The organism is Methylophaga lonarensis MPL (genome assembly GCF_000349205.1).
Classification (GTDB): Bacteria; Pseudomonadota; Gammaproteobacteria; order Nitrosococcales; family Methylophagaceae; genus Methylophaga; species Methylophaga lonarensis.
In genome coordinates, this window is sequence record NZ_APHR01000022.1 from 1 (window position 1) to 21,442 (window position 21,442).

19 protein-coding genes are annotated in these 21,442 nt (G+C 49.4%); 6 read left to right on the top strand and 13 right to left on the bottom strand.

Annotated elements, in window-relative coordinates:
• Positions 1-25: 25 nt before the first annotated feature.
• Genes MPL1_RS04645 through MPL1_RS04655 form a run of 3 tightly spaced genes read left to right on the top strand, consistent with a single transcriptional unit; the run spans position 26 to position 2,420 of the window.
• Positions 26-775, top strand: a complete 750-nt coding sequence (locus MPL1_RS04645; protein WP_009725970.1) for a hypothetical protein — start codon at positions 26-28, stop codon at positions 773-775.
• 59 nt (positions 776-834) lie between these two features.
• The gene (locus MPL1_RS04650) at positions 835-1,671 is read left to right on the top strand and encodes an HvfB family MNIO-type RiPP peptide maturase (protein WP_009725971.1); all 837 of its coding nucleotides are present in this window, start codon (positions 835-837) and stop codon (positions 1,669-1,671) included.
• Positions 1,668-2,420 (top strand): HvfC family RiPP maturation protein, encoded by a 753-nt coding sequence (locus MPL1_RS04655; protein WP_009725972.1) that lies wholly within the window; start codon positions 1,668-1,670, stop codon positions 2,418-2,420. The genes MPL1_RS04650 and MPL1_RS04655 overlap by 4 nt, the downstream gene beginning before the upstream one ends.
• A 530-nt stretch (positions 2,421-2,950) precedes the next feature.
• On the opposite strand, the gene MPL1_RS04660 is transcribed toward MPL1_RS04655, so the two are convergent.
• Together MPL1_RS04660 and edd are read right to left on the bottom strand one after the other, a co-directional pair.
• Positions 2,951-3,586: a bifunctional 4-hydroxy-2-oxoglutarate aldolase/2-dehydro-3-deoxy-phosphogluconate aldolase gene (locus tag MPL1_RS04660; protein ID WP_040576887.1), complete on the bottom strand. Its 636-nt coding sequence runs from the start codon at positions 3,584-3,586 to the stop codon at positions 2,951-2,953.
• A gap of 17 nt (positions 3,587-3,603) precedes the next feature.
• Positions 3,604-5,427 carry a phosphogluconate dehydratase gene (gene edd, locus MPL1_RS04665; RefSeq protein WP_009725974.1) on the bottom strand — a complete coding sequence of 608 codons (1,824 nt, stop codon included), beginning with the start codon at positions 5,425-5,427 and terminating at the stop codon, positions 3,604-3,606.
• A gap of 236 nt (positions 5,428-5,663) precedes the next feature.
• Here edd and trmB point away from each other — a divergent pair, with 236 nt between their 5' ends.
• The 3 genes from trmB to MPL1_RS04680 all read left to right on the top strand — a co-directional run bounded on the left by trmB (position 5,664) and on the right by MPL1_RS04680 (position 9,593).
• Complete coding sequence (trmB, locus tag MPL1_RS04670) at positions 5,664-6,350, top strand: tRNA (guanosine(46)-N7)-methyltransferase TrmB (protein WP_040576891.1); 687 nt, start codon at positions 5,664-5,666, stop codon at positions 6,348-6,350.
• 57 nt (positions 6,351-6,407) lie between these two features.
• Positions 6,408-7,706, top strand: coding sequence for an OmpP1/FadL family transporter (locus tag MPL1_RS04675; RefSeq protein WP_009725976.1), 1,299 nt, complete (start codon positions 6,408-6,410; stop codon positions 7,704-7,706).
• A gap of 81 nt (positions 7,707-7,787) precedes the next feature.
• Entirely contained in the window at positions 7,788-9,593 is a 1,806-nt protein-coding gene (locus MPL1_RS04680) for an AMP-dependent synthetase/ligase (protein ID WP_040576892.1), read from the top strand.
• Here the strand turns inward: MPL1_RS04680 and folC are convergent.
• Genes folC through MPL1_RS04735 form a run of 11 tightly spaced genes read right to left on the bottom strand, consistent with a single transcriptional unit; the run spans position 9,574 to position 21,437 of the window.
• Positions 9,574-10,875 (bottom strand): bifunctional tetrahydrofolate synthase/dihydrofolate synthase, encoded by a 1,302-nt coding sequence (gene folC / locus MPL1_RS04685; RefSeq protein WP_009725978.1) that lies wholly within the window; start codon positions 10,873-10,875, stop codon positions 9,574-9,576. The genes MPL1_RS04680 and folC overlap by 20 nt on opposite strands.
• A gap of 14 nt (positions 10,876-10,889) precedes the next feature.
• On the bottom strand, positions 10,890-11,747 hold the full coding sequence (gene accD, locus MPL1_RS04690; RefSeq protein ID WP_009725979.1) for an acetyl-CoA carboxylase, carboxyltransferase subunit beta: 858 nt from the start codon (positions 11,745-11,747) through the stop codon (positions 10,890-10,892).
• 27 nt (positions 11,748-11,774) lie between these two features.
• The gene (gene trpA, locus MPL1_RS04695; protein WP_009725980.1) at positions 11,775-12,596 is read right to left on the bottom strand and encodes a tryptophan synthase subunit alpha; all 822 of its coding nucleotides are present in this window, start codon (positions 12,594-12,596) and stop codon (positions 11,775-11,777) included.
• A gap of 10 nt (positions 12,597-12,606) precedes the next feature.
• Positions 12,607-13,827 carry a tryptophan synthase subunit beta gene (gene trpB / locus MPL1_RS04700; protein WP_009725981.1) on the bottom strand — a complete coding sequence of 407 codons (1,221 nt, stop codon included), beginning with the start codon at positions 13,825-13,827 and terminating at the stop codon, positions 12,607-12,609.
• The gene (locus MPL1_RS04705) at positions 13,820-14,434 is read right to left on the bottom strand and encodes a phosphoribosylanthranilate isomerase (RefSeq protein ID WP_009725982.1); all 615 of its coding nucleotides are present in this window, start codon (positions 14,432-14,434) and stop codon (positions 13,820-13,822) included. Before MPL1_RS04705 ends, trpB begins: the two co-directional genes overlap by 8 nt.
• Before the next feature lie 40 nt (positions 14,435-14,474).
• Complete coding sequence (truA, locus tag MPL1_RS04710) at positions 14,475-15,254, bottom strand: tRNA pseudouridine(38-40) synthase TruA (protein ID WP_009725983.1); 780 nt, start codon at positions 15,252-15,254, stop codon at positions 14,475-14,477.
• A 10-nt stretch (positions 15,255-15,264) separates the two neighbouring features.
• Positions 15,265-17,988, bottom strand: a complete 2,724-nt coding sequence (locus MPL1_RS04715) for a FimV/HubP family polar landmark protein (protein ID WP_009725984.1) — start codon at positions 17,986-17,988, stop codon at positions 15,265-15,267.
• Positions 17,989-18,024: 36 nt separating this feature from the next.
• Entirely contained in the window at positions 18,025-19,047 is a 1,023-nt protein-coding gene (locus MPL1_RS04720; RefSeq protein ID WP_009725985.1) for an aspartate-semialdehyde dehydrogenase, read from the bottom strand.
• A 26-nt stretch (positions 19,048-19,073) separates the two neighbouring features.
• Complete coding sequence (leuB, locus tag MPL1_RS04725; RefSeq protein ID WP_009725986.1) at positions 19,074-20,144, bottom strand: 3-isopropylmalate dehydrogenase; 1,071 nt, start codon at positions 20,142-20,144, stop codon at positions 19,074-19,076.
• A 30-nt stretch (positions 20,145-20,174) separates the two neighbouring features.
• Positions 20,175-20,813 carry a 3-isopropylmalate dehydratase small subunit gene (gene leuD / locus MPL1_RS04730; protein WP_009725987.1) on the bottom strand — a complete coding sequence of 213 codons (639 nt, stop codon included), beginning with the start codon at positions 20,811-20,813 and terminating at the stop codon, positions 20,175-20,177.
• 24 nt (positions 20,814-20,837) lie between these two features.
• On the bottom strand, positions 20,838-21,437 hold the full coding sequence (locus tag MPL1_RS04735) for a YceI family protein (RefSeq protein WP_009725988.1): 600 nt from the start codon (positions 21,435-21,437) through the stop codon (positions 20,838-20,840).
• Positions 21,438-21,442 lie beyond the last annotated feature (5 nt).

The window sequence follows — 21,442 nt, forward strand, 5'->3', positions numbered from 1 at the left end:
TCAASTTATTTTGAGGGGTACAACAATGAAATCTCGGTTTTTGTGGATGTTTGGCATCATCGCCATGTTAGCTTCACCCGTATATGCCGACGAGACTCAAGTCATGGTGCGTGTGCTGGCCGGCGATTCAAAATTCATCGGCACTGGCGTTGGCGGCATGCGGGTCGTTGTTGAAGATGTGGAAACTGGAGAGATACTGGATCAAGGCTGGATCAACGGCAATACTGGTGACACACCTTTATTGATGGAAAACCCTATCGCTCGCGGCAGCCGTCTGACCGATGATAAAACCGCAGGTTATCTGGCAACACTGAATATCAACAGTCCACGCCTGCTTCGATTCACGGCGATTGGTCCTTATGGTCACCGACAATCCCAACAGGAAACCTCAGTCACCAGCTGGGTTGTTCCAGGCAAACATATACTTGATGATGGCCTGATACTCACCCTGCCCGGCTTTATTGTTGATGCCTGGGCAAGTGTGACTGAAAACGGTCAGGTTGAAATACTCGCCAAGGCTTCATTGATGTGTGGCTGCCCAATCAAACCTGACGGCCTTTGGGACCCTGCCAATTACGAAGTTAAAGCCATGATCATGCAGGACGAGCGAAAAATCACCGAGGTCGATTTGGCATTCACCGGGCCGGTCGGTCTGTTCAGTGCAAAGCTCGAATTACCAGAGCCCGGTCATTACAAAGCTATCGTCTATATCTTTGATGCAGACAATGCCAATGTCGGTGTGGATCGCGCCATGTTTGAAATTACTAAACCCTGAGAGAATTTGTAACAATCGGGCCACTTAAGCGTCTGTTACTCAAGTAGCCTGGAGTGCAAATGATTGATAAACAATATCCAGTGAATGGCGCAGGTCTGGGCCTGCGCCGCAGTTTTTGTGATGAGCTGTCCAAGCTTGAGTCACCGAGCATTGATTTTCTGGAGATTGCGCCGGAAAACTGGATGGGTATCGGCGGCAAAATTGGCAAAAGCCTTCGCTATTTCAGTGAGCGTTATCCCATGTTGTGTCATGGACTGTCACTGTCGATTGGCAGCCCCGCGCCACTGGACCGACAATTTGTCGCTGAGGTGGGACGTTTTCTCGACTTGCATCAGGTGGTCTGTTACAGCGAACACCTGAGCTATTGCAGCGATGATGGTCATTTGTATGACTTGATGCCAATCCCCTTCACAGAAGAGGCTGTGCTTTATGTGGCTGACCGTATCCGTGAAGTTCAGGATATTCTGCAACGGCAACTGGTGATTGAAAATGTCTCTTACTACGCAGCACCAGGTCGACAACTGACGGAAACCCAGTTTATCAACGCCATCCTTGAGGAAGCTGATTGTGGCCTGTTGCTTGATGTTAACAACGTCTATGTCAACAGCATCAACCATGGTTACGATGCCTTGGATTTTATCCGGCAAATCCCTTCAGCGCGCATCACCTATTTGCACATTGCCGGACATTACAACGAAGCCGATGATCTGATTATCGATACCCATGGTGCTGATGTGATTCCGCCTGTCTGGCAACTGTTAATGGACACATACCAGCATCACGGCGTCATACCGACCCTGCTTGAACGTGACTTCAATATTCCTGATCTTTCGATATTGCTTGAAGAAGTCGAACAAATCCGTCGCCATCAACAATCGGCGCAGGCAGCCGCATGACAGAGCACACTGATTTCCGACAGCTGCAATATCAATTTGCCGCTCATATACGCGATCCACAACACCAGCCAGCACCTGATGATATAGAGTCGCGTCGTATGGCCATCTACCGGCGTTTATTCTTCAATAATCTGGATAACTTCATCAGTAATGCCTTTCCAGTGATACGCCAATTACACGATGATCAGCAATGGCAGTCACTGATTCGCGACTTCATGGTAGAACATCGCTGCCACAGCCCACTGTTTCATCAGATTGCCGCAGAATTTGTTCAGTACCTGAATCAACGGCCCGTGCCAGCACAGCAACCGTTTTTAAATGAACTGGCACATTACGAGTGGCTGGAGCTGGCACTATCTGTAGTCGAATATGAAATACAGGCATCTTTGCCGGACACTGTTGAAGCATTAATGTCGAGCTATTGGCAGATGCCGCCAACAGCGGTGTTACAACTCTACCACTATCCGGTGCATCAAATAGGCGTCAATCATCAGCCACAGCAGCCCTCTGAACAGCCTTGCTGTCTGCTGGTTTACCGGGATCCAACCGACAAGGTTCGCTTTGTCGAGCTGAACGCCGTCAGCGCCAGATTACTGGATTTAGTCAATCAGGGATTGAGCGGCTATGAAGCTGCAGAGCAAATTGCCATTCAGTTGCAACATCCGGATAGCCAGCAATTAGCAACTGCAGCGGCTGGCTTGATCAGTGACTGGTGCCAGAATGGTGTATTGTCACCTGCCGACAGATAGCAAGACATCAACTTTTTCGTCAGTCCCACCCTGCGTATTTTTTCGTTATTCCCACACCAGCGTACCTTTTACGTCATTCCCACACCGACTTACTTTTCCGTCATTCCTACACACACCCTCGTCATTCGTACACACACCCTCGTCATTCGTACACTCATCCCGTCATTCCCGCACACACCCCGTCATTCCCGCACTCATCCCGTCATTCCCGCACACACCCCCGTCATTCCCGCGACGGCGGGAATCTGTGAGGCCGTGCGGAGACTCCGGACAAACGCTCGGCGTTTTCCGAAATGACGGCAGTGGAGGGATGTTTTCAGGAATGACGGAGTTGGTTTTACGCGTTCCAAATGACGGCGTTTTTTTTTCGGCTTCCAAATGAGGGTTAGTCTCGTGCGTTCCTGTGCGCATGTTGTCAATCGAAGCTATGTGAAATATTTCATTCAACTCAGATAAACAAAAATGCCGGTCAGTTTATCTGACCGGCATTATGGCAATGCTCGAGCTTTTGGATTATTTACAGCGATTGCTTAACTGGTCGCCAGCTGGATCGCTTCCGCAGACAAGCGGGTAATTTCATCCCAGTTTTCAGCTTCTACCAAAGAAGCTGCACACATCCATGAACCACCCACACAAGCCACATTGGACAGACCGTAGTAGCTGGCAACGTTTTTCTGACTTACGCCACCTGTCGGGCAGAAGGTGATTTGTGGAATCGGTGCGCCAATCGATTTCAGCATGGGCACGCCACCGGCTGCTTCAGCAGGGAAAAACTTCATTGCGGTAATGCCACGCTCCAGCAAGCGCATTGCTTCACTTGGGTTGGCAACACCTGGTAATAGCGGCACACCGGTTTTCAGGGCGGCATCAATCAGTGTGTCAGTAGTGCCGGGGCTGACAATAAACTCAGCACCTGCATCAATCGCTGCATTGAGCGTTTCGACATTGATAATGGTACCGGCACCAACGATAGCTTCTGGCACCTCAGCCTTGATGCGGCGAATTGATTCCAGCGCGGCTTCAGTGCGCAAGGTGATTTCCAATACTTTCAGGCCACCTTTAACCAAGGCTTTTGCCAGTGGAACTGCGTGTTCAACCTTGTTGATGACCATCACCGGTACAATCGGTGATACACGCATGATTTCGTGAATAGTTCTTGTTGTCATGATTCAGATTATCCGAGTTATTCGTTGTTAAACATGTTGATGGCACCGGTTTCTGCCGTTGAAACCGCACGACGGAAGCTGTCGAACAATTCACGGCCACAACCATAGTGATGTTCTGTATTAGCCATCACACAGGCAACCCTTGAATTCAGCTCGTCTTCGTCGACCAGCACATTTAATTCGCCCGTTTGGGTGTTAAGTCTAATCAAATCACCATCACGAACTTTGGTCAGCATGCTGCCATCTACACACTCAGGGCTGAGATGGATGGCTGAGGCGACTTTACCAGAGGCACCAGACATACGACCATCGGTAATGAGTGCCACTTTAAAACCACGATCCATCAGAACACCCAACGGTGGCGTTACTTTGTGTAGCTCTGGCATACCGTTGGCTTTTGGTCCCTGGAAGCGCAACACCACGACAACGTCACGATCCAGTTCACCACGTTTGAATGCGTCAACCACGTCGTTCTGGTCGTCAAATACCGCAGCAGGTGCTTCAACAACTTGGTGCTCGGGATCAACCGCAGAGATTTTTGAAACGCCGCGGCCGAGGTTACCTTTGATCAAATGCAAGCCACCGGTGCTGGCAAAGGGTTTTTCAACACTGCCAACGACTGTTGGGTCCAGCGACACTTCTGTGCCCTCTTCCCAAACCAGCTGGTTGTCGATGAGTTTTGGTTCCTGTGTGTATTGCTTCATGCCTCTATCATTACCAATGGTAATGATGTCTTCATGCATCAGGCCATGTTTGCTCAACTCGCGGATCAACAAGCCCATACCACCGGCAGCATTGAAGTGATTTACATCGGCGCTACCATTAGGGTAAATGCGGGTCAGCAGAGGAATCACTTTAGAAAGCCGATCAAAATCATCCCAATTGATAATCACACCTGCAGCACGCGCAATAGCGACCAAGTGAATGGTGTGGTTAGTGGAACCACCGGTTGCCAGCAGACCGATCAACGCATTCAGGATCGCCTTTTCGTTAATCACGTGACCAATCGGACGGTAATCATCTCCCATGGCGGTGAATTTAAGCACTTGCTTGGCTGCCTCGGCAGTCAGTGCATCACGTAATGGTGTGTTCGGGTTAATGAATGAGCTACCAGGTAAATGCAGGCCCATCATTTCAACCATCATCTGGTTACTGTTGGCAGTACCGTAGAAGGTACAAGTACCTGGGCTGTGGTAAGACTCGGATTCTGCTTTAAGCAGTTCATCACGGCCAACTTTGCCTTCAGCATAGAGTTGTCTGATGCGTACCTTCTCTTTATTTGGCAATCCGCTTGGCATCGGGCCAGCAGGGACAAATACCGATGGCAGGTGACCAAAACTCAAAGCACCTATCAAAAGACCCGGAACGATTTTGTCACACACACCAAGGTAAAGTGCCGCATCAAACATGTTATGGCTGAGGCCAATCGCGGTAGACATGGCAATAACATCGCGGCTGAACAGCGACAGATCCATGCCTGGTTGACCTTGGGTAATACCATCACACATGGCCGGTACACCACCTGCGAACTGGGCAACACCACCCGCTTGTGTGGCGGCTTCTTTGATAATCGCAGGGAACGTCTCAAACGGCTGATGCGCAGAGAGCATATCGTTATATGAGGATATGATCGCGATGTTGGCTTTTTTATCTGCGGCCAAATCTGCTTTTTCAGTGGCAGAACATGCTGCAAAACCGTGAGCCAGATTGCCACAGGCGAGCATGCCACGGTGGGGTTTCTTGCTGGCAGCTTCGTCGATGCGCTGCAAGTAGGTTTCACGGGTCTTTTTACTGCGCTCGATCACGTCTTTGGTGACCGCATCCAATACTGCATGAACCATAAAATCTCTCTCGTATATGCTTGTCGTAATTTGGGTTGGACGCTGCCAATGTTCAACAACAATAACCCGTCAGAATTTTCTACAGACCGACAATTATAGCTTGAAATCCGTTTTGTCGCACGGTCAAGATCATTTAATCAAACTGAACGGCATGGAATATATCGGCGATTTCACCGCCCTTCTCCGGTATGATGTGCCGCTTGTTTGATATTGTTTTTCACTGGAAATACCGCATCATGACTGAAAGCAAACCCATGCGAACCGTGCGCAGCTTTGTACGCAGAGAAGGCCGACTGACACCGGGTCAACAAAAAGCACTGGATGATTTGTGGCCGATGTTTGGCATCGAAGAAACCGGGCCTGAACTGGACTTTGCTCAGCTATTTGGTCGTGAAGCATCGCGGGTTCTGGAAATCGGCTTTGGCAATGGCAGCTCACTGGCCGAAATGGCAGCCAAGCAGACAGATGCAGATTTTATTGGTGTTGAAGTGCACCGACCGGGGGTTGGGCAATTACTCAAACTGATAGAAAACAACCAGCTGAGTAATCTTCGTGTCGCCTGCACCGATGCTGTTGAACTGCTCAAGACAAGAATTGCAGATCACAGTCTGGATAGGGTTCAACTGTATTTTCCTGATCCCTGGCACAAGAAAAGACACCACAAACGCCGCATCATTCAACCGGCATTTGTCAGTCTGCTTGCAAAAAAACTCAAACCCGGCGGCCATTTGCACATGGCGACTGACTGGCAAGACTATGCAGAACAAATGCTGGAAGATCTGTCTGGCAGCAAAGACTTTGTGAACTGCGCCAGCGATGGCACTTACATCCCTCGACCGGACTATCGACCACTGACCAAATTCGAGCAGCGGGGACATCGGTTGGGTCATGGTGTTTGGGATTTATTGTTTAAGAGAAAATAATTGCAGATCAACACTATATCGGATAGTGTTCGCAAATACTCTTAACTAGGAACGGTCATGTTTATCCGCCATCAACTGTCGGTACTCTTTGTCGTTGCAACCAGCTTTTCAGTCACCGTCCAGGCAGCTGGCTTTGCCAATCAGCAACAAAGCATCACTCATCTTGGTCGTGCCTATGCCGGAGCCGCAGCGATTACAGAAGATGCCAGCGGAATGTTTTTTAATCCAGCGGGAATGACACAGCTACAAGACAGTGAAATCAGCGTTGGCCTCAACTACATTGCGCCCGATATTCGTTTTCGTAACCGTAATTCAAGGCTGCCGGATGGTACGGCCATCCGCGGTGGTTCTGGCGGTAATGGTTCTGAAACGCCTATCGCACCCAATGTTTATCTTGCCCATCGATTGAACGACAAGGTAGTACTTGGCCTGGGAATCGGCTCTCCCTTTGGACTGGCCACAGATTATCGAACTAACTGGCAAGGCCGTTATCATGCCTTGCGATCTGACTTGATGACCGTCAACTTCAATCCGGCGATTGCGATCAAGGCAAATGACAGACTTTCACTAGGCTTTGGCATTAACGTGCAATACATCGACCTGGAGTTGTCTCAGGCAATCGATTTTGGCAGTTCCCCTCTTGGTTCGCTTCCGCAGCAACAGGATGGTCGAGTCAAAATTAACGCTAACGACTGGGGTGTTGGTTTCAACCTTGGTATGACCTATGAGCTGACAGAAATCACTCGATTAGGCCTTGCCTATCGCTCAAGTATTTCTCATCGACTCAAGGGTAAAGGACGCTTCCGTTTGCCTGATGATCTCAGCGGAGGGCTGCAAGCTGCCGGTTTCAACAATGCTCGCGTCAATGGCAAGGTTCGCTTACCTGAGACCTTTTCTGTTGCAGTTCATCATCAATTTGCTCCTGACTGGGCCATCAATGCTGATGCCACCTGGACTCGATGGAGTCGATATCAGACATTAGCCATAGATTCTGCTAATCCACGCCTGAGCAGTGAGCAGGCACAAAACTGGAAAAACAGCATGCGTTATGGCTTGGGATTAACCCACCAGTTCAACGATGCTTGGACCTTTAGAACCGGTGTCGCCTTTGATCAAACGCCAGTTCCAGACAGTGCCCGCCGCAATCCGAGGACACCTGACAGTGATCGCACATGGCTTTCAGTGGGCGCAAGTTATCAGTTCAATGAGCAGATAGTCATTGATGCGGGCTTAGCTCATATCATGGGCCGTCAAGTCAATATTCGTCAGCGTAATGCCAACGGTTATATCCTGGACGGCCGTTACCGCACCACGATCAACATCGCAAGCTTGCAACTGCGATGGCAGTTTGATTAGGGCTGCCTTTCAAGCCATCAAATCACCGAGCTTTGCCAAGCATGTACAATGACAGAACTTAACACAGCAGAGGACGGTGCCATGTCTGAAGCACAGATCGACATAATTGCTCCCAATGAAGCCATCAGTCTGTATGGCTTGTTTCTTGAACGACTCAAACGCAGTCCTGAACATCCCGCCTATCGTCGTTTTGATGCTGAGTCATCCCAATGGATAGATATCAACTGGCAACAACTGGCTGATAATGTCTGTCGGTGGCAGTCCGCGTTAGCACAGGAAAATCTCAAACCCGGCGAACGGGTCGCCTTGAATCTGCGTAATAGTGTTGATTGGGTGAGTTTTGATCTGGCCGCCATGGGGCTTGGTCTGGTGGTTGTGCCACTCTACCCGGATGACCGACCTGATAATGTTGCCTACATTCTTGAAGATGCCGGCGTAAAACTACTGTTGCTGCAGAGTGCTTCACAATGGAGCAAACTTGCAACAGCACTGACCTCGGGTCATAGCCTGGCGCGTGTCGTCATTCTGAATGATGAATCAGAAGTCTCTGATTCGCGCTGTATCAGTTGTTCACAATGGCTGGGGGCCGCACCCTCAGATACCACGCTATCCGAGCGTCGTGAAGATCCTGGCAAACTGGCATCCATTATCTACACCTCCGGCACAACCGGTCGCCCCAAAGGCGTGATGCTCAGTCACCTGAACATGTTATCGATTGCTCATGCTTCACTTCAGGCCTTTGATATTTTCCCTGATGACTGTTTCCTGTCTTTTTTGCCGTTATCTCACACCTTGGAAAGAACGGGCGGTTATTACCTGCCGATGATGGCCGGCGCAACCGTTGCATTTGCACGCAGTATTCCCCAACTCTCAGAAGATATACAAACCGTCAAACCCACCATTCTGATTGCTGTGCCGCGGATTTTTGAACGCATTCATGACCGTCTGCAATCTCAGTTAGCTGAAAAGCCGTGGATCGCCAGACAGCTATTCAAACTGACTGTAAAGATTGGCTGGCAACGCTTTTTATTCCAGCAGGGACGCGGCCCTAAACGTTTGAGCTTTGCATTATGGCCCTTGTTAGAAAAACGAGTGGCCTCACAAGTACAACAGCGTATGGGCGGACAATTAAGACTGGCAGTCAGTGGCGGTGCGCCATTGCCAATACATGCCGCAAAGCTGTTTATCGGTCTTGGCCTGGAGTTATTGCAAGGTTATGGCTTAACAGAAACCAGTCCGGTGATCAGTGTCAACAGACCTGATGCCAATATTCCTGACAGTGTCGGTCAGCCGATTGTCGGTGTACAAGTACGCATTGGCGAACAGGATGAGTTACAGGTATTAAGTCCAGGTAACATGCTGGGTTACTGGAATAATCACAAGGCAACTGCAAGCACGATTGATGTTGACGGCTGGTTACATACTGGCGATCAGGCATCCATTAACGATACCGGACATATCACCATTACCGGCCGTATCAAAGATATTCTGGTACTGAGCAATGGCGAAAAAGTCTCGCCCTCAGACATTGAAAGCAGCATTGTCAGCGACAAGTACTTTGATCAGGCCATGCTGATCGGCGAAGGTCAGTCGTTTCTGTCAGCCATTGTTGTGCTGAATCCTGATAACTGGTTTGGACTGGCCAGAAAGCTACAGTTAGATCCGATGTCCGATGCCAGTCTCAATGAGAAAAAACTGCATCAGCATCTGATTGGAGAAATACGCCAGCTGATGAAAGCGTTTCCAGCTTATGCAAAAGTTCGCCGGCTGATTCTGACGCTTGACCCGTGGACGATTGAAAACGGAATGCTAACGCCGACCATGAAGGTCAAGCGCGCACAGGTATCCCAACATTTTGAAGCACAGATCAGGAAACTTTATTCCTGATCTGTTGCTGTTCAAACAACATGATGGCCTCAACGGTATGAAACGAACCAAATACCAGTATGCGATCATTGGTGTTGGCCGCTGACAATGCCGCAACATAAGCATTGCTCACTGCATCAAAAATACTGACCCGCTCAGCATCAACCTGAGGCAACAACTGTGTGGCAAGCGCTTCACCACTCAGGCCTCTGTCACCCTCCAGACTGCCCAGATACCAGTGGTCGATAACATCTTTGAGCGATGCAAATACAGCACTGGCATCTTTGTCGCGTAACATGGCAACCACGGCATGGGTTTTGCCTGCACAGGGAATTTCCTTGAGCAGTGCTTGCAGGTTTTCAGCGCCCTGTTGATTGTGGGTCACATCAAAAATTGTGGTTACTGGGCCGGGGAACATTTGAAAACGGCCATTCAGCTGAACCTGCTGAAGCCCTTGTTCAACAGCATGTCGATCCAGCTTGTCCAGCCCGGATTGTTGCAATTGATTCACCACTTGCAACACTGCTGCCGCATTGTGGACCTGATAACGTCCGGTTAATGCAGGTTTCGGTAATTCCTGCCATTGCAGATGACTAGATTGCCAGTTCCAGCTGCTATCAGTTTCATTGATTGAATATTGATAATCACGACCAGCAATAAACAAAGGCGCTGCCAGTTCAGCGGCGCGATTAATAATGCTGTCGGGTGGGGAAAATTCGCTGCTGACGACAGGCCTGCCGGCACGCATGATGCCCGCCTTCTCGAAGCCAATTTTTTCTCGTGTATCACCCAGCCAGGCGACGTGATCAAGTGCGATTGGAGTAATCAGTGCAATATCGGCATCAAACAGATTCACTGCATCCAGCCGCCCACCCATGCCAACCTCGAGCACGGCCACATCTACCTGCTCACGACAGAAAATATCCGCCGCGGCCAATGTTGCAAACTCAAAATAGGTCATCGAAATTTCTGCACGAGCCTGATCAATGCGATCAAAACTGGCACAAATCTCATCATCGGAACAGCTTTGACCATCAATAACGATACGCTCGTTGTATGCCAACAAATGTGGTGAGGTGTAGGTTGCTGTATTGTAACCAGCGGCACGCATAATCGACGACAGCATGGCCACTGACGAGCCTTTACCGTTGGTGCCTGCAACCGTGATTACGGTAAAGGGCAGTCTGTGACTGCCCCCCATTCTTTTCCAGACTTCGGCAATGCGATCAAGACCAGGGTCAATCTCGGTAAAATGAAGTCTTTCCTGCCATGCCAGCCATTCCGGCAGGGTATCAAAGCGCATTTTCGCGGATCACATCAAGCCGCAGAAGCGTGCTGCAGCATTTGCAGAATCTTGCTCAGTCGATCACGCATTTCACGTCGATCAATGATCAGATCAATAGCGCCATGTTCTTGCAGAAATTCACTGCGCTGAAAACCTTCTGGGAGTTTTTCACGCACTGTTTGCTCAATCACACGAGGTCCGGCAAAACCGATCAGTGCTTTTGGCTCGGCAACATTAATGTCACCCAGCATCGCCAGACTGGCTGAAACACCGCCCATCGTTGGATCCGTCATCACCGAAATGAACGGAATACCCGCTTCACTCAACTGACTCAAAATGGCACTTGTTTTTGCCATTTGCATCAATGAAAACAGGCCTTCCTGCATCCTGGCACCACCACTGGCAGCATAACAAATCAGTGGTATTTTGTTTTTCAACGCAACTTGCGCTGCGCGGACGAATTTTTCGCCGACTACAGAGCCCATTGAGCCGCCCATGAAATCAAAATCAAAGGCAACCACGACCACAGGTACCGACTTAACAGTACCTTGCATGGCCAGCAGTGCATCATTTTCACCGGTGGATTTTTGTGCCTGAACGATTCGATCTTTGTAGCGCTTGCTGTCTTTGAAGCGCAGTGTATCGACTGGTTTTACCTCAGCAGCGATTTCCAGGCGCCCTTCTTCATCCAAAAAACTTTCCAGACGTTTTCTGGCAGAGATGCGCTGATGATGATCGCATTTTGGACATACCATCAGGTTTCGTTCCAGTTCTGCTCGATACAAAACAGCATCACAGGACGGACATTTGCACCACACACCTTCAGGTACTGAACGGCTTTTACCGGTGGTACGAATTTTCGACGGGAGTAATCTCTCAAACCAACTCATTAAGTCACCTTATCTGCAAATTTGAATTCAGGCACTGGCCAGATCGCGGGCATTGATTGCATGCCGCATCTCGGCAAGTAAGCCGGCCACCGCCGCAGGAAGTGCTTCAGGACGTTTTTCATGTTCTTCGATGCAACGCACCAGTGTACTGCCAATCACTACGGCATCGGCAATTTCGGACACTGCTGCTGCAGATTGACCATCACGGATACCAAAACCTACACCAAGCGGCAGGTCGGTATATTGTCTCAGTTGCGCCAGTTTTCCTCTGACCTCGGAAACATCCAGTGCAGCCGTACCGGTCACACCTTTGATAGAAACGTAATAAATGAAGCCTTTGGCAAAACTGGCAATGCGCTGCATGCGCTCAGCACTGGTTGTTGGCGCAACCAGGTAGATACTGTCAATCTCGTATTTGTCCAGTTCCTGGCGCAGTACCGAAGACTCTTCAGGTGGCGAATCAACAGTCAGCACACCATCCACACCCGCTTCGGCCGCTTTTTCAGCAAATACCGCATAACCCATGGCTTCTATCGGGTTGTCATACCCCATCAGTACGATAGGAGTCGTTTTGTTTTTGTCGCGAAACTGACGAACCATGTCGAGCACATGTTGCAATGTGACGTCATTTTTCAGAGCCCTTTCACAGGCTTTTTGAATCACCGGCCCATCGGACATTGGATCCGAAAACGGCACACCCAACTCGATAATGTCAGCACCGGCATCTACCAATGCATGCAGCAAAGGTACGGTTACCCATGGCTCTGGGTCGCCTGCAGTGACATAAGGAATCAAGGCCGTTTGGCCATCCGCTTTCAGATTCGCGAAACACTCACTAATTCGACTCATTATGTTTACCTCAGAAACTCAGCCCGGCCATCGCCGCCACTGTATGCATATCCTTGTCACCCCGTCCGGATACATTCACCAGGATAGTCTGGTCCGAAGACATGGTTGGCGCCAGTTTTTTTACGTAAGCCAGTGCATGGCTGGTTTCAAGTGCCGGGATAATACCTTCCGTGCGGGTCAACTCATGAAAGGCTTCGAGTGCTTCGTCGTCAGTCACACACACATAATTGGCGCGACCGATATCTTTCAGCCATGCATGCTCAGGACCCACACCAGGGTAATCCAGACCCGCTGAGATTGAATGAGTAGCCGTGATCTGCCCTGCCTTGTTTTGCATCAGGTACGTCCGGTTGCCATGCAGAACACCAGGCGTACCCGCACACAACGGAGCAGAATGCTGACCAGATTCAATGCCATGACCTGCACCTTCGACGCCGTACATCGCTACAGATTCATCTTCAATAAATGGATAGAACAAGCCTATGGCGTTAGAACCGCCGCCAATGCAAGCGACCAATGCGTCAGGTAACTTACCGGTAGCATTCAGCATCTGATTTTTGGCTTCACGGCCAATGACCGCCTGAAAATCGCGAACCATCGCTGGATATGGATGCGGTCCAGCAACCGTTCCGATAATGTAGAAAGTGTTATCGACGTTGGTCACCCAATCACGCAGCGCTTCGTTCAGCGCGTCCTTGAGGGTTTTTGCACCTGATTGAACCGGCACAACTTCAGCGCCGAGTAATTTCATCCGGTAAACATTCTGCGCCTGACGTTGCACATCTTCAGCGCCCATATAGACGATACATTCCAGCCCAAGTCTGGCTGCAACTGTCGCTGTGGCAACACCATGCTGACCAGCGCCTGTTTCGGCAATAATGCGGGTTTTACCCATACGCTTGGCCAAGAGTGCCTGACCGATGGTGTTGTTCACCTTGTGAGCGCCGGTGTGATTCAAATCTTCTCGTTTAAGATAGATTTGCGCACCACCCAGTTTTTTAGTCCAGTTCTCGGCGAAGTAAACAGGTGAAGGACGACCAACAAAGTCTGCAAGGTCTTTGTCCATTTCAGCGATAAACTGCGGATCGTTACGATACTGCTCGTAAGCCTCCTCCAGTTCGTAAATCGCTCCCATCAGCGTTTCACCGACAAAGCGCCCACCGTAAGGACCAAAGTGCCCTTCTTTATCCGGATAGCTCTTGAAATAATCTGTAAATTTTAACTCAGGCATTTGCGACCTCTTGCATGAAAGCGCTGATTTTCTGATGACTCTTAATACCTTTTTCGGCTTCAACCCCACCACTGACATCAACAGCATAGGGACGAACCTGACGAATCGCCGAAGCGACATTGCCAGCATCCAAGCCACCGGCCAGCACGATAGGTTGTGTCAATTGACCTATCATCGACCAATCAAAAACCTGACCAGTTCCACCGGGAACGCCAGGTTGATAAGCATCCAGCAGCAATCCTGCTGCCGATGAATAAATCCTAGACTGCTGTTGCAAGTCGATACCGTCACGCATTCGAATTGCTTTCAGATACGGCCGATCGAATTGCTCACAATAACTGGCTGATTCATCACCATGAAATTGCAGAATATCGATGGGTAATGCTTCCAGACAGGCGTTAACCTCTTCAGCGTGTGCATCGACAAATAAACCCACGAGACTGACAAATGGCGGCAACTGCGCAACAATTGTCCGTGCTGCCTCTATATTGACCGCCCTTGGACTCGGCGGATAAAACACCAAGCCAAGCGCATCAGCACCGATATTCACTGCAAATTCAGCGTCTTGGCGACGGGTAATTCCACAGATTTTGACGCGCGTTCTCATGGTTTGCTGTCTGACTCAATCAATCAATCAACCCGATACTTTACCAGAGCACCGGAAAACCCGACACTCCCGGAAGTTGAAAGTGCTGGGGATATTGCACATCTGTCAGATACAAACCTTCGGCTGGAGCCGTGATGCCTGCTTGATTACGGTCACAACTTTCAAGTACTTCGGCGGCCCATTGCACAGGCTTCTTGCCCTCTCCAATTGGCACTAAAACACCCACTAAGTTGCGCACCATATGATGTAAAAATGACCTTGCCGAGACGTCTATCGCAATGCAATCCTGATGACGACTGACGGTGATGGTATCAACGGTTTTCATGGCGCTTTTTGCCTGACATTCAACAGCTCTGAAAGCTGAAAAGTCATGATGCCCTGTCAGCAAATCAGCGGCTGCCTGCATGTGCTCGATTTCAATGGCTTTATGAGTCCACCACATGCGCTGATAGTGAACAGCAGAACGGCTGAGTCTGTTGAGGATGAGATAACGATAGCTTCGCTGAGTTGCACTGAATCGTGCGTGAAAACTTTCATCTACTGGCTTGACCCAGTTGATGCTGATGTCCTCAGGCAGGTTTGTGTTGATACCAAGCAGCCAGCCGCGGTCGCTGCGTTGGGCCTCTGTGTCAAAATGCACGACCTGATTCAGCGCGTGCACGCCGGTATCCGTTCGCCCAGCCGCATGAACTTCTATTTGATGATTGGCAACAAAGCTCACCGCCTGAGTCAGACTATCCTGAACGGTGCGTTGTCCGGGTTGAGCTTGCCAGCCATTAAAATTGGAGCCGTGGTATTCCACGCCTAGCGCTATTCGCATTCAGACACACTCAAGACAATGTATTGAGCAATTCCTGTGCCCGCGCCTGTTGCTGCTCATCACCTTCCTGCAAGACTTCCGAGAGGATGTTTCTCGCCACCGACAGATCGCCCATGTCGATGTATGCGACGGCCAAATCCAGTTTTGTTTCAGCCTCGTCAATTGCATCAAACTCATCAAGATTGAACTCAAGATCGACTTCATCATCCTCAATATCGGTCAGTTCACTCAATGGTCTTTCTGAAGTTATCTCGGTGTCATCGGGCAATGATTCACTCAAATCATCAATATTGATGTCCAACTCATCTATTTGGTCCAGATCGTTTGATTGCACCAGTTCGTCTGGTTGATCCAGTTCAAATGCCTGTTCGTCGGGCGAGTCCATCTCTTCTGTGCCAACTGACAGCTCTTCAATGTCGATACGCAGCTCATCATCGTCAACACTGGAGGTGCTGTCAGACAAACTGTCATCATCCAGTGAAAGATCCGGAATTGGCTCAAATGCTTCAGGTTCTGGAAGGGTCTCTTCAGGTGTTTCATCATCAGACTTTTCATCAAGTGAAAAATCAGTACTGAAATCGAGTAGTTCGGTATCTTCACGCAGCACTTCATCACTTGAAATGGCTTGTTCGGCTGGCTCATCATCAAGCTTGAAGGCATCAAGATCAAATTCGATATGATCTGGCTCAACTTGGTGTTCTTCACTATCCGACGCTAAATCTTCGTCGATGATTTTGTCGCTTAGTTCAGCAGTTGATTCCTCTACTGGTTCGGCCTGCTCAGTTTCTAGCTCATCGTTCAAGCTATCTTGCGTTTCTGGCGCGTTGAAACGTTCATCATAAGGTGCAAGTTGTTGCCCCCAGCCGCGAATGTCGTCCCAATGCTCACTGGTTTCATCAAATTCGCTCGACTCAACCAGACGAATAAACTCCTCAGTTTTGTGTTGTCTGAACAATACAAACAACAGTTTGTAAGCGACCAGGAGATTGTCAGGCGCCTGTAAACGCGCTTGCTCCAGTGAACTGCGAGCTTGCACGTAATCGGCATAACCGACAAACATATCCGCTTGTTCAACCAGTTCATCAATCGATTTATTTGGAAGCGGTTGTGATGTTTCCGGTGAATCAAAGCTTTGTTCGGATGCTTCCGCTTCATCACCTTCTGTCGCACTTGTCACAGGAGCTACCGTCACAGTACGTTCCATGTCATGCATGGCCTGATTCCAGGTAACACCCTGTTTGCGGCGACGGGCAATGAGCCAGAGAATGAGCAGTAACAGCAGAGCGCCCAGCATGACTTCAAGCCGGTTCTGATTGACAAACTGGCTGACGCGACTGACGATATTGCGAACTTCAGCCTCATCAAGCTGGAAAGTTTCTGCAGCCTGGCTAATCATTTGCTCTTCGGCAACATCGGCATCCGGTGCAGCAGCATCATCGTAGGCAGCTTCAATATCATCGGCTTGTTCTGAAACCGCGTCTCGCTGATAACCGTTAGCGAGGGCAAACTCATCCAGTAATTGGTCAGCAAGCGATTCAGCACTGAAATCCGCTTCACCTGAAGCATCATCGGCATCTGCGAGACTTCCCTCGGCAATGCTCTGCAAACGGGCAAGATCCGCATCTTTAATAGCGATGAGTTTGCGTAATGTTTCCAGTTGCAGTTCCATCGCGTCCATGCGCGCACGGAAATCAATATTTTCCTGTGCTTGGGCTTCGATGGTTTCTTGTGCGAGTGTCAACTGTTCACTGAGTGCGTATAACTCGGGATCACCCTGTGGTGAAACTGAAGTTGCATCATCTGAACTTTCACTTGCGGCCACCAGGCTGAGACGAGCTTCAGACTCAGCAGTAGTCTCGGTCTCGGCTTCCTGAGTGGCAGTGGCTGGTGTATCAGCGACTTCAGTAGCAGGCTCTGAAGCCTGTTGTGCGGTAACAGGTGCAGTGATCTGATTATTCCAGCGTCTCTGATGTTCTGAAAACGCAGTTCTTGCCCTTTGATCTGACCAATTTGCTTCAATTTCTTCCAGTGACGGGATTCTGAGTGTTTGCCCTGCTCTCAAGCCATTCACGTTGTTGTTGTTAAAAGCACCCGGATTGGCATCAAACAAGGCCATTGCCATTTGCTGGACACTGATATTCTGATTGGGGCGAGTGCGCTGAGCGACTGTCCAAAGAGTATCTTGTCGATTGGTAGGGCCGTAGCTGCTCCCCTGATATCGACTCTCAGTACGAGGAGCCTGAGTCGTCGCAGTCACTGTGCGTTCAGTCAGCGTTTCACTGCGAGCAGTGCTAGTTTCAGGCGAAGCCGCTGCACGACTATCGCTCAGCGCGTATCTCGGAGGGTCGAGTAATACGGTGTATTCGCGCAGGATACGACCATCATCCGAGGTCGCCATCACCAGAAAGTTCAGGAAAGGTTCTCGAATTGACTGATTAGAGCTGATGCGAATTCTGGGCTGACCGTTGCGTTCAACTATCTCAAAATTTAACTGGGACAGAATGAAGTTTCGTTCCAGACCTGCTCGCTCAAACTCTTGGGGCGATGCCAATTCCACACTGAATGTGTCTCGTTCGCTATCACGAACGGCAGTCAAAGGAATTTCGGCGCTGAAAGGTTCATTCAGCGCCGAAAATACTTCTATTTGTCCGAGTCCGAAGGCATAGACGTCAAGAGAGCCAAGTAAACCAAACGCCGCTAATGCCGATTTTCCGGCAAACGATCTTTTTTTCATGACTGCTCCCTTTCCTTAGTCACAGATAATCAGTGATTAAAGGTATTTATCTACCAGCACTTCAGCAATTTGTACACTATTGAGCGCGGCACCTTTACGGACATTATCCGCAACAACCCAGAGGTTCAAGCCATTTGCATGTGAAATATCTTCACGAATGCGTCCCACATAAACAGCATCTTTCCCTGATGCCTCTGTGACCGCCGTTGGATACCCACCATCCTTACGCTCATCAAGCAAGACAACGCCCGGTGCATTGCTGAGCAGTTCTCTTGCCTGTTCTACAGTGATTTTATCGCGGGTTTCGATGTGTAACGCTTCTGAATGACCAAAAAACACCGGGACTCTGACCGCTGTTGGATTGACCTGGATTCGATCATCGCCCATGATTTTTCTGGTTTCCCAGACCATTTTCATTTCTTCTTTTGTGTAGCCATTGTCCATGAAAACATCGATCTGAGGTAATACATTGAATGCGATCTGTTTTGGATAGACTTCAGCATCAACTGATCTGCCGTTAAGAAGAGCGGCAGTCTGGTGCGCCAGTTCATCCATGGCAGGTTTGCCACTGCCAGATACCGCCTGATAGGTACAGACATTAATCCGGCTGATACCCACCGCATCATGAATGGGTTTCAAGGCAACCAGCATCTGAATGGTAGAGCAATTAGGGTTGGCGATGATTCCGCGCTGAGTGTACCCAGCAATAGCGTCGGCATTCACCTCCGGTACCACTAATGGCACATCATCGTCATATCGAAACTGCGAAGTGTTATCGATGACCACACAGCCTGCTGCGGCAGCCTTGGGCGCATATTCTGCTGAGACACTGGCACCAGGTGAGAACAAACCGACCTGAACCTTGCTGAAATCGAAGGTCGCCAAGTCTTCTACGATCAATGTTTTGTTGCCGTAACTCACGCCACTGCCAGCAGAGCGTTCACTCGCCAAAGCATAGATTTTACCGACCGGGAAGTTACGCTGGTGCAAGATCTCCAGCATCGCTTCACCGACTGCACCTGTAGCGCCTACAACAGCAACATCAACTTTTTTAGTCACTTTTCACCTGATTATCTGAATAATTTTTACAGGGCCGCAATAACTGCATCGCCCATTTCCGATGTGGAGACCTTCTGCATACCTTCAGAATGAATATCTGCAGTACGCAGGCCTTGGTCAAGCACTCGACTGACAGCCAACTCAACGCGGTCAGCCAACATCGGTTCGTTAAGTGTATATCGTAACATCATTGCAACAGACAATATTGTTGCCAATGGATTTGCAATATTTTGCCCCGCGATATCGGGTGCTGAACCGTGGATAGGTTCGTACATGCCCTTGCTGTTTTCATCCAGCGATGCCGAAGGCAGCATGCCGATCGAGCCCGTCAACATAGAGGCACAATCAGAAAGAATGTCGCCGAACATATTAGTGGTCACCATCACATCAAACTGTTTAGGGGCTCGCACCAGTTGCATGGCTGCATTATCTACGTACATGTGGCTGAGCTGAACGTCCGGGTAGTCAGCAGCCAATGAAGTCATGGTCTCACGCCACAACTCTGTACATTCCAGCACGTTGGCCTTATCGACAGAACAAACACGTCCCTGACGTTTACGGGCAATGTCAAAAGCCACTTTGCCGATGCGTTCAATTTCGCTTTCACGATAGATCAAGGTGTTGAACCCCTGCTTTTCGCCGTTTTCCAGCACACGAATGCCTCTTGGTTGACCGAAGTAGATGCCGCCGGTCAATTCACGCACGATCATCAGATCCAGGCCAGACACAACCTCAGGCTTGAGCGTCGAAGCATCGGCGAGTTGAGGATATAGGATGGCTGGGCGCAGATTGGCAAACAAGTTCAATTCAGAACGCAATCCAAGCAGACCTTTTTCAGGACGAACGCTAATATCCAGTGATTCCCATTTGTAACCACCCACCGCACCAAGCAGGATTGCATCTGCAGATTTGGCCAGAGTCAGCGTAGCTTCTGGTAATGGCGTACCGGTTTCGTCATAAGCGGCACCGCCAACCAGGCCATATTCAAGGCTGATGTCCAAGCCTTCTGCACTGAATTTTTCCAGAACTTTGACGGCTTCGGCAACGATTTCCGGACCAATGCCGTCACCAGCCAATACTGCTATTTTTTTTGTCATTGTGATTCTGCTTGTTGAAAATGAAGAAAATTAACTGAACAGCCAAGGCGCGTTGGCGCGGCGATTTTGCTCATAGGCTTTGATTTCGTCTGTGTGTTGCAGTGTCAAACCAATGTCATCAAGCCCTTCGATGAGACAGTGTTTCTTGAATGCATCCACTTCGAAATTGATGGTTTTTCCATCCGGGTAGCTAATCGTCTGTGCTGGTAAATCTACCGTGAGTTTGAAGCCGGCCTGCTGCTCAACCAGGCTGAATAGTTCATCGACAATTGCTTCATCAAGGCGGATCGCCAAAATACCGTTCTTGCTGGTATTGCTGAAAAAGATATCTGCAAATGTAGGCGCAATCACCACACGAATGCCGAAATCAGCAAGTGCCCAGACAGCATGCTCCCGGCTGGAACCACAACCAAAGTTTTCTCTGGCCAGCAGGATGGTACCGCCTTGATAGCGCGGCTGGTTAAGCACAAAGTCAGGATTGATGGGACGCCCGGAACAGTCCTGACCGGGCTCGCCATGGTCCAGATATCGCCATTCATCAAACAGGTTGGGCCCAAAACCACTACGCTTGATTGATTTCAGAAACTGTTTGGGAATGATGGCATCAGTATCAACATTGGGCCTGTCCAATGGAATAACGATACCGTTCTCAACCGAAAATTTTTGCATGTCTGCTGTTACTCTTTGTTTTAATTATTCTGCAGTATTGAAGGTCATGTAAAACGTGACTGGAACTGCATGACTGATGTTGGGCAAGCCAACAACATCGCGCAACCTTTCAACCCCTTTGACCAGATCAAAGTCAGTCACATCCAGCAATACCGGGTGCGCAGAATTCACCAGAATGCGTTGTTCCGAAAGTTTGCTGATCAGCACTTCCATAGCAACATTCTGTTGATTGCCATGTAAATCAAGGGTGGCTGTCATGTTGTTGGTGATGCTTTCGCCCACGGCTAACTCGTCAATGATACTGGTGTCAACTTCTGCTGTCAGGCTGGCAGTGGTAAATTCATCAACCTTGAACAGCATCTCACGCATTCTGTCATCGCGAAGCTCGACTTTGGTATCAACACTGGTCAAGTCAAACTGTATTTCAAGTTCACCTGCCTCTGAAATCTTGCCGCTAAAGCTTCTAAACTGGCCGACTTCAGCCACATGAATTGCTTTGATGGAGACAAAGTTCAATCTTGATGCACTATTATCAAGCTGCCAGTCTGCCGCCAATGTAGTGGCAGACAAAGTGCCTGCAAAAGCCAAGGCTATCAATTGCGCGACTGTTTTTCTTTGTGTCATTTCTC

Excerpts from the sequence above, each read along its gene's own strand:
- MPL1_RS04645 (WP_009725970.1), top strand. The coding sequence starts at position 26 with ATGAAATCTCGGTTTTTGTGGATGTTTGGCATCATCGCCATGTTAGCT.
- MPL1_RS04650 (WP_009725971.1), top strand. The coding sequence starts at position 835 with ATGATTGATAAACAATATCCAGTGAATGGCGCAGGTCTGGGCCTGCGC.
- MPL1_RS04655 (WP_009725972.1), top strand. The coding sequence starts at position 1,668 with ATGACAGAGCACACTGATTTCCGACAGCTGCAATATCAATTTGCCGCT.
- MPL1_RS04660 (WP_040576887.1), bottom strand. The coding sequence starts at position 3,586 with ATGACAACAAGAACTATTCACGAAATCATGCGTGTATCACCGATTGTA.
- edd (WP_009725974.1), bottom strand. The coding sequence starts at position 5,427 with ATGGTTCATGCAGTATTGGATGCGGTCACCAAAGACGTGATCGAGCGC.
- trmB (WP_040576891.1), top strand. The coding sequence starts at position 5,664 with ATGACTGAAAGCAAACCCATGCGAACCGTGCGCAGCTTTGTACGCAGA.
- MPL1_RS04675 (WP_009725976.1), top strand. The coding sequence starts at position 6,408 with ATGTTTATCCGCCATCAACTGTCGGTACTCTTTGTCGTTGCAACCAGC.
- MPL1_RS04680 (WP_040576892.1), top strand. The coding sequence starts at position 7,788 with ATGTCTGAAGCACAGATCGACATAATTGCTCCCAATGAAGCCATCAGT.
- folC (WP_009725978.1), bottom strand. The coding sequence starts at position 10,875 with ATGCGCTTTGATACCCTGCCGGAATGGCTGGCATGGCAGGAAAGACTT.
- accD (WP_009725979.1), bottom strand. The coding sequence starts at position 11,747 with ATGAGTTGGTTTGAGAGATTACTCCCGTCGAAAATTCGTACCACCGGT.
- trpA (WP_009725980.1), bottom strand. The coding sequence starts at position 12,596 with ATGAGTCGAATTAGTGAGTGTTTCGCGAATCTGAAAGCGGATGGCCAA.
- trpB (WP_009725981.1), bottom strand. The coding sequence starts at position 13,827 with ATGCCTGAGTTAAAATTTACAGATTATTTCAAGAGCTATCCGGATAAA.
- MPL1_RS04705 (WP_009725982.1), bottom strand. The coding sequence starts at position 14,434 with ATGAGAACGCGCGTCAAAATCTGTGGAATTACCCGTCGCCAAGACGCT.
- truA (WP_009725983.1), bottom strand. The coding sequence starts at position 15,254 with ATGCGAATAGCGCTAGGCGTGGAATACCACGGCTCCAATTTTAATGGC.
- MPL1_RS04715 (WP_009725984.1), bottom strand. The coding sequence starts at position 17,988 with ATGAAAAAAAGATCGTTTGCCGGAAAATCGGCATTAGCGGCGTTTGGT.
- leuB (WP_009725986.1), bottom strand. The coding sequence starts at position 20,144 with ATGACAAAAAAAATAGCAGTATTGGCTGGTGACGGCATTGGTCCGGAA.
- leuD (WP_009725987.1), bottom strand. The coding sequence starts at position 20,813 with ATGCAAAAATTTTCGGTTGAGAACGGTATCGTTATTCCATTGGACAGG.
- MPL1_RS04735 (WP_009725988.1), bottom strand. The coding sequence starts at position 21,437 with ATGACACAAAGAAAAACAGTCGCGCAATTGATAGCCTTGGCTTTTGCA.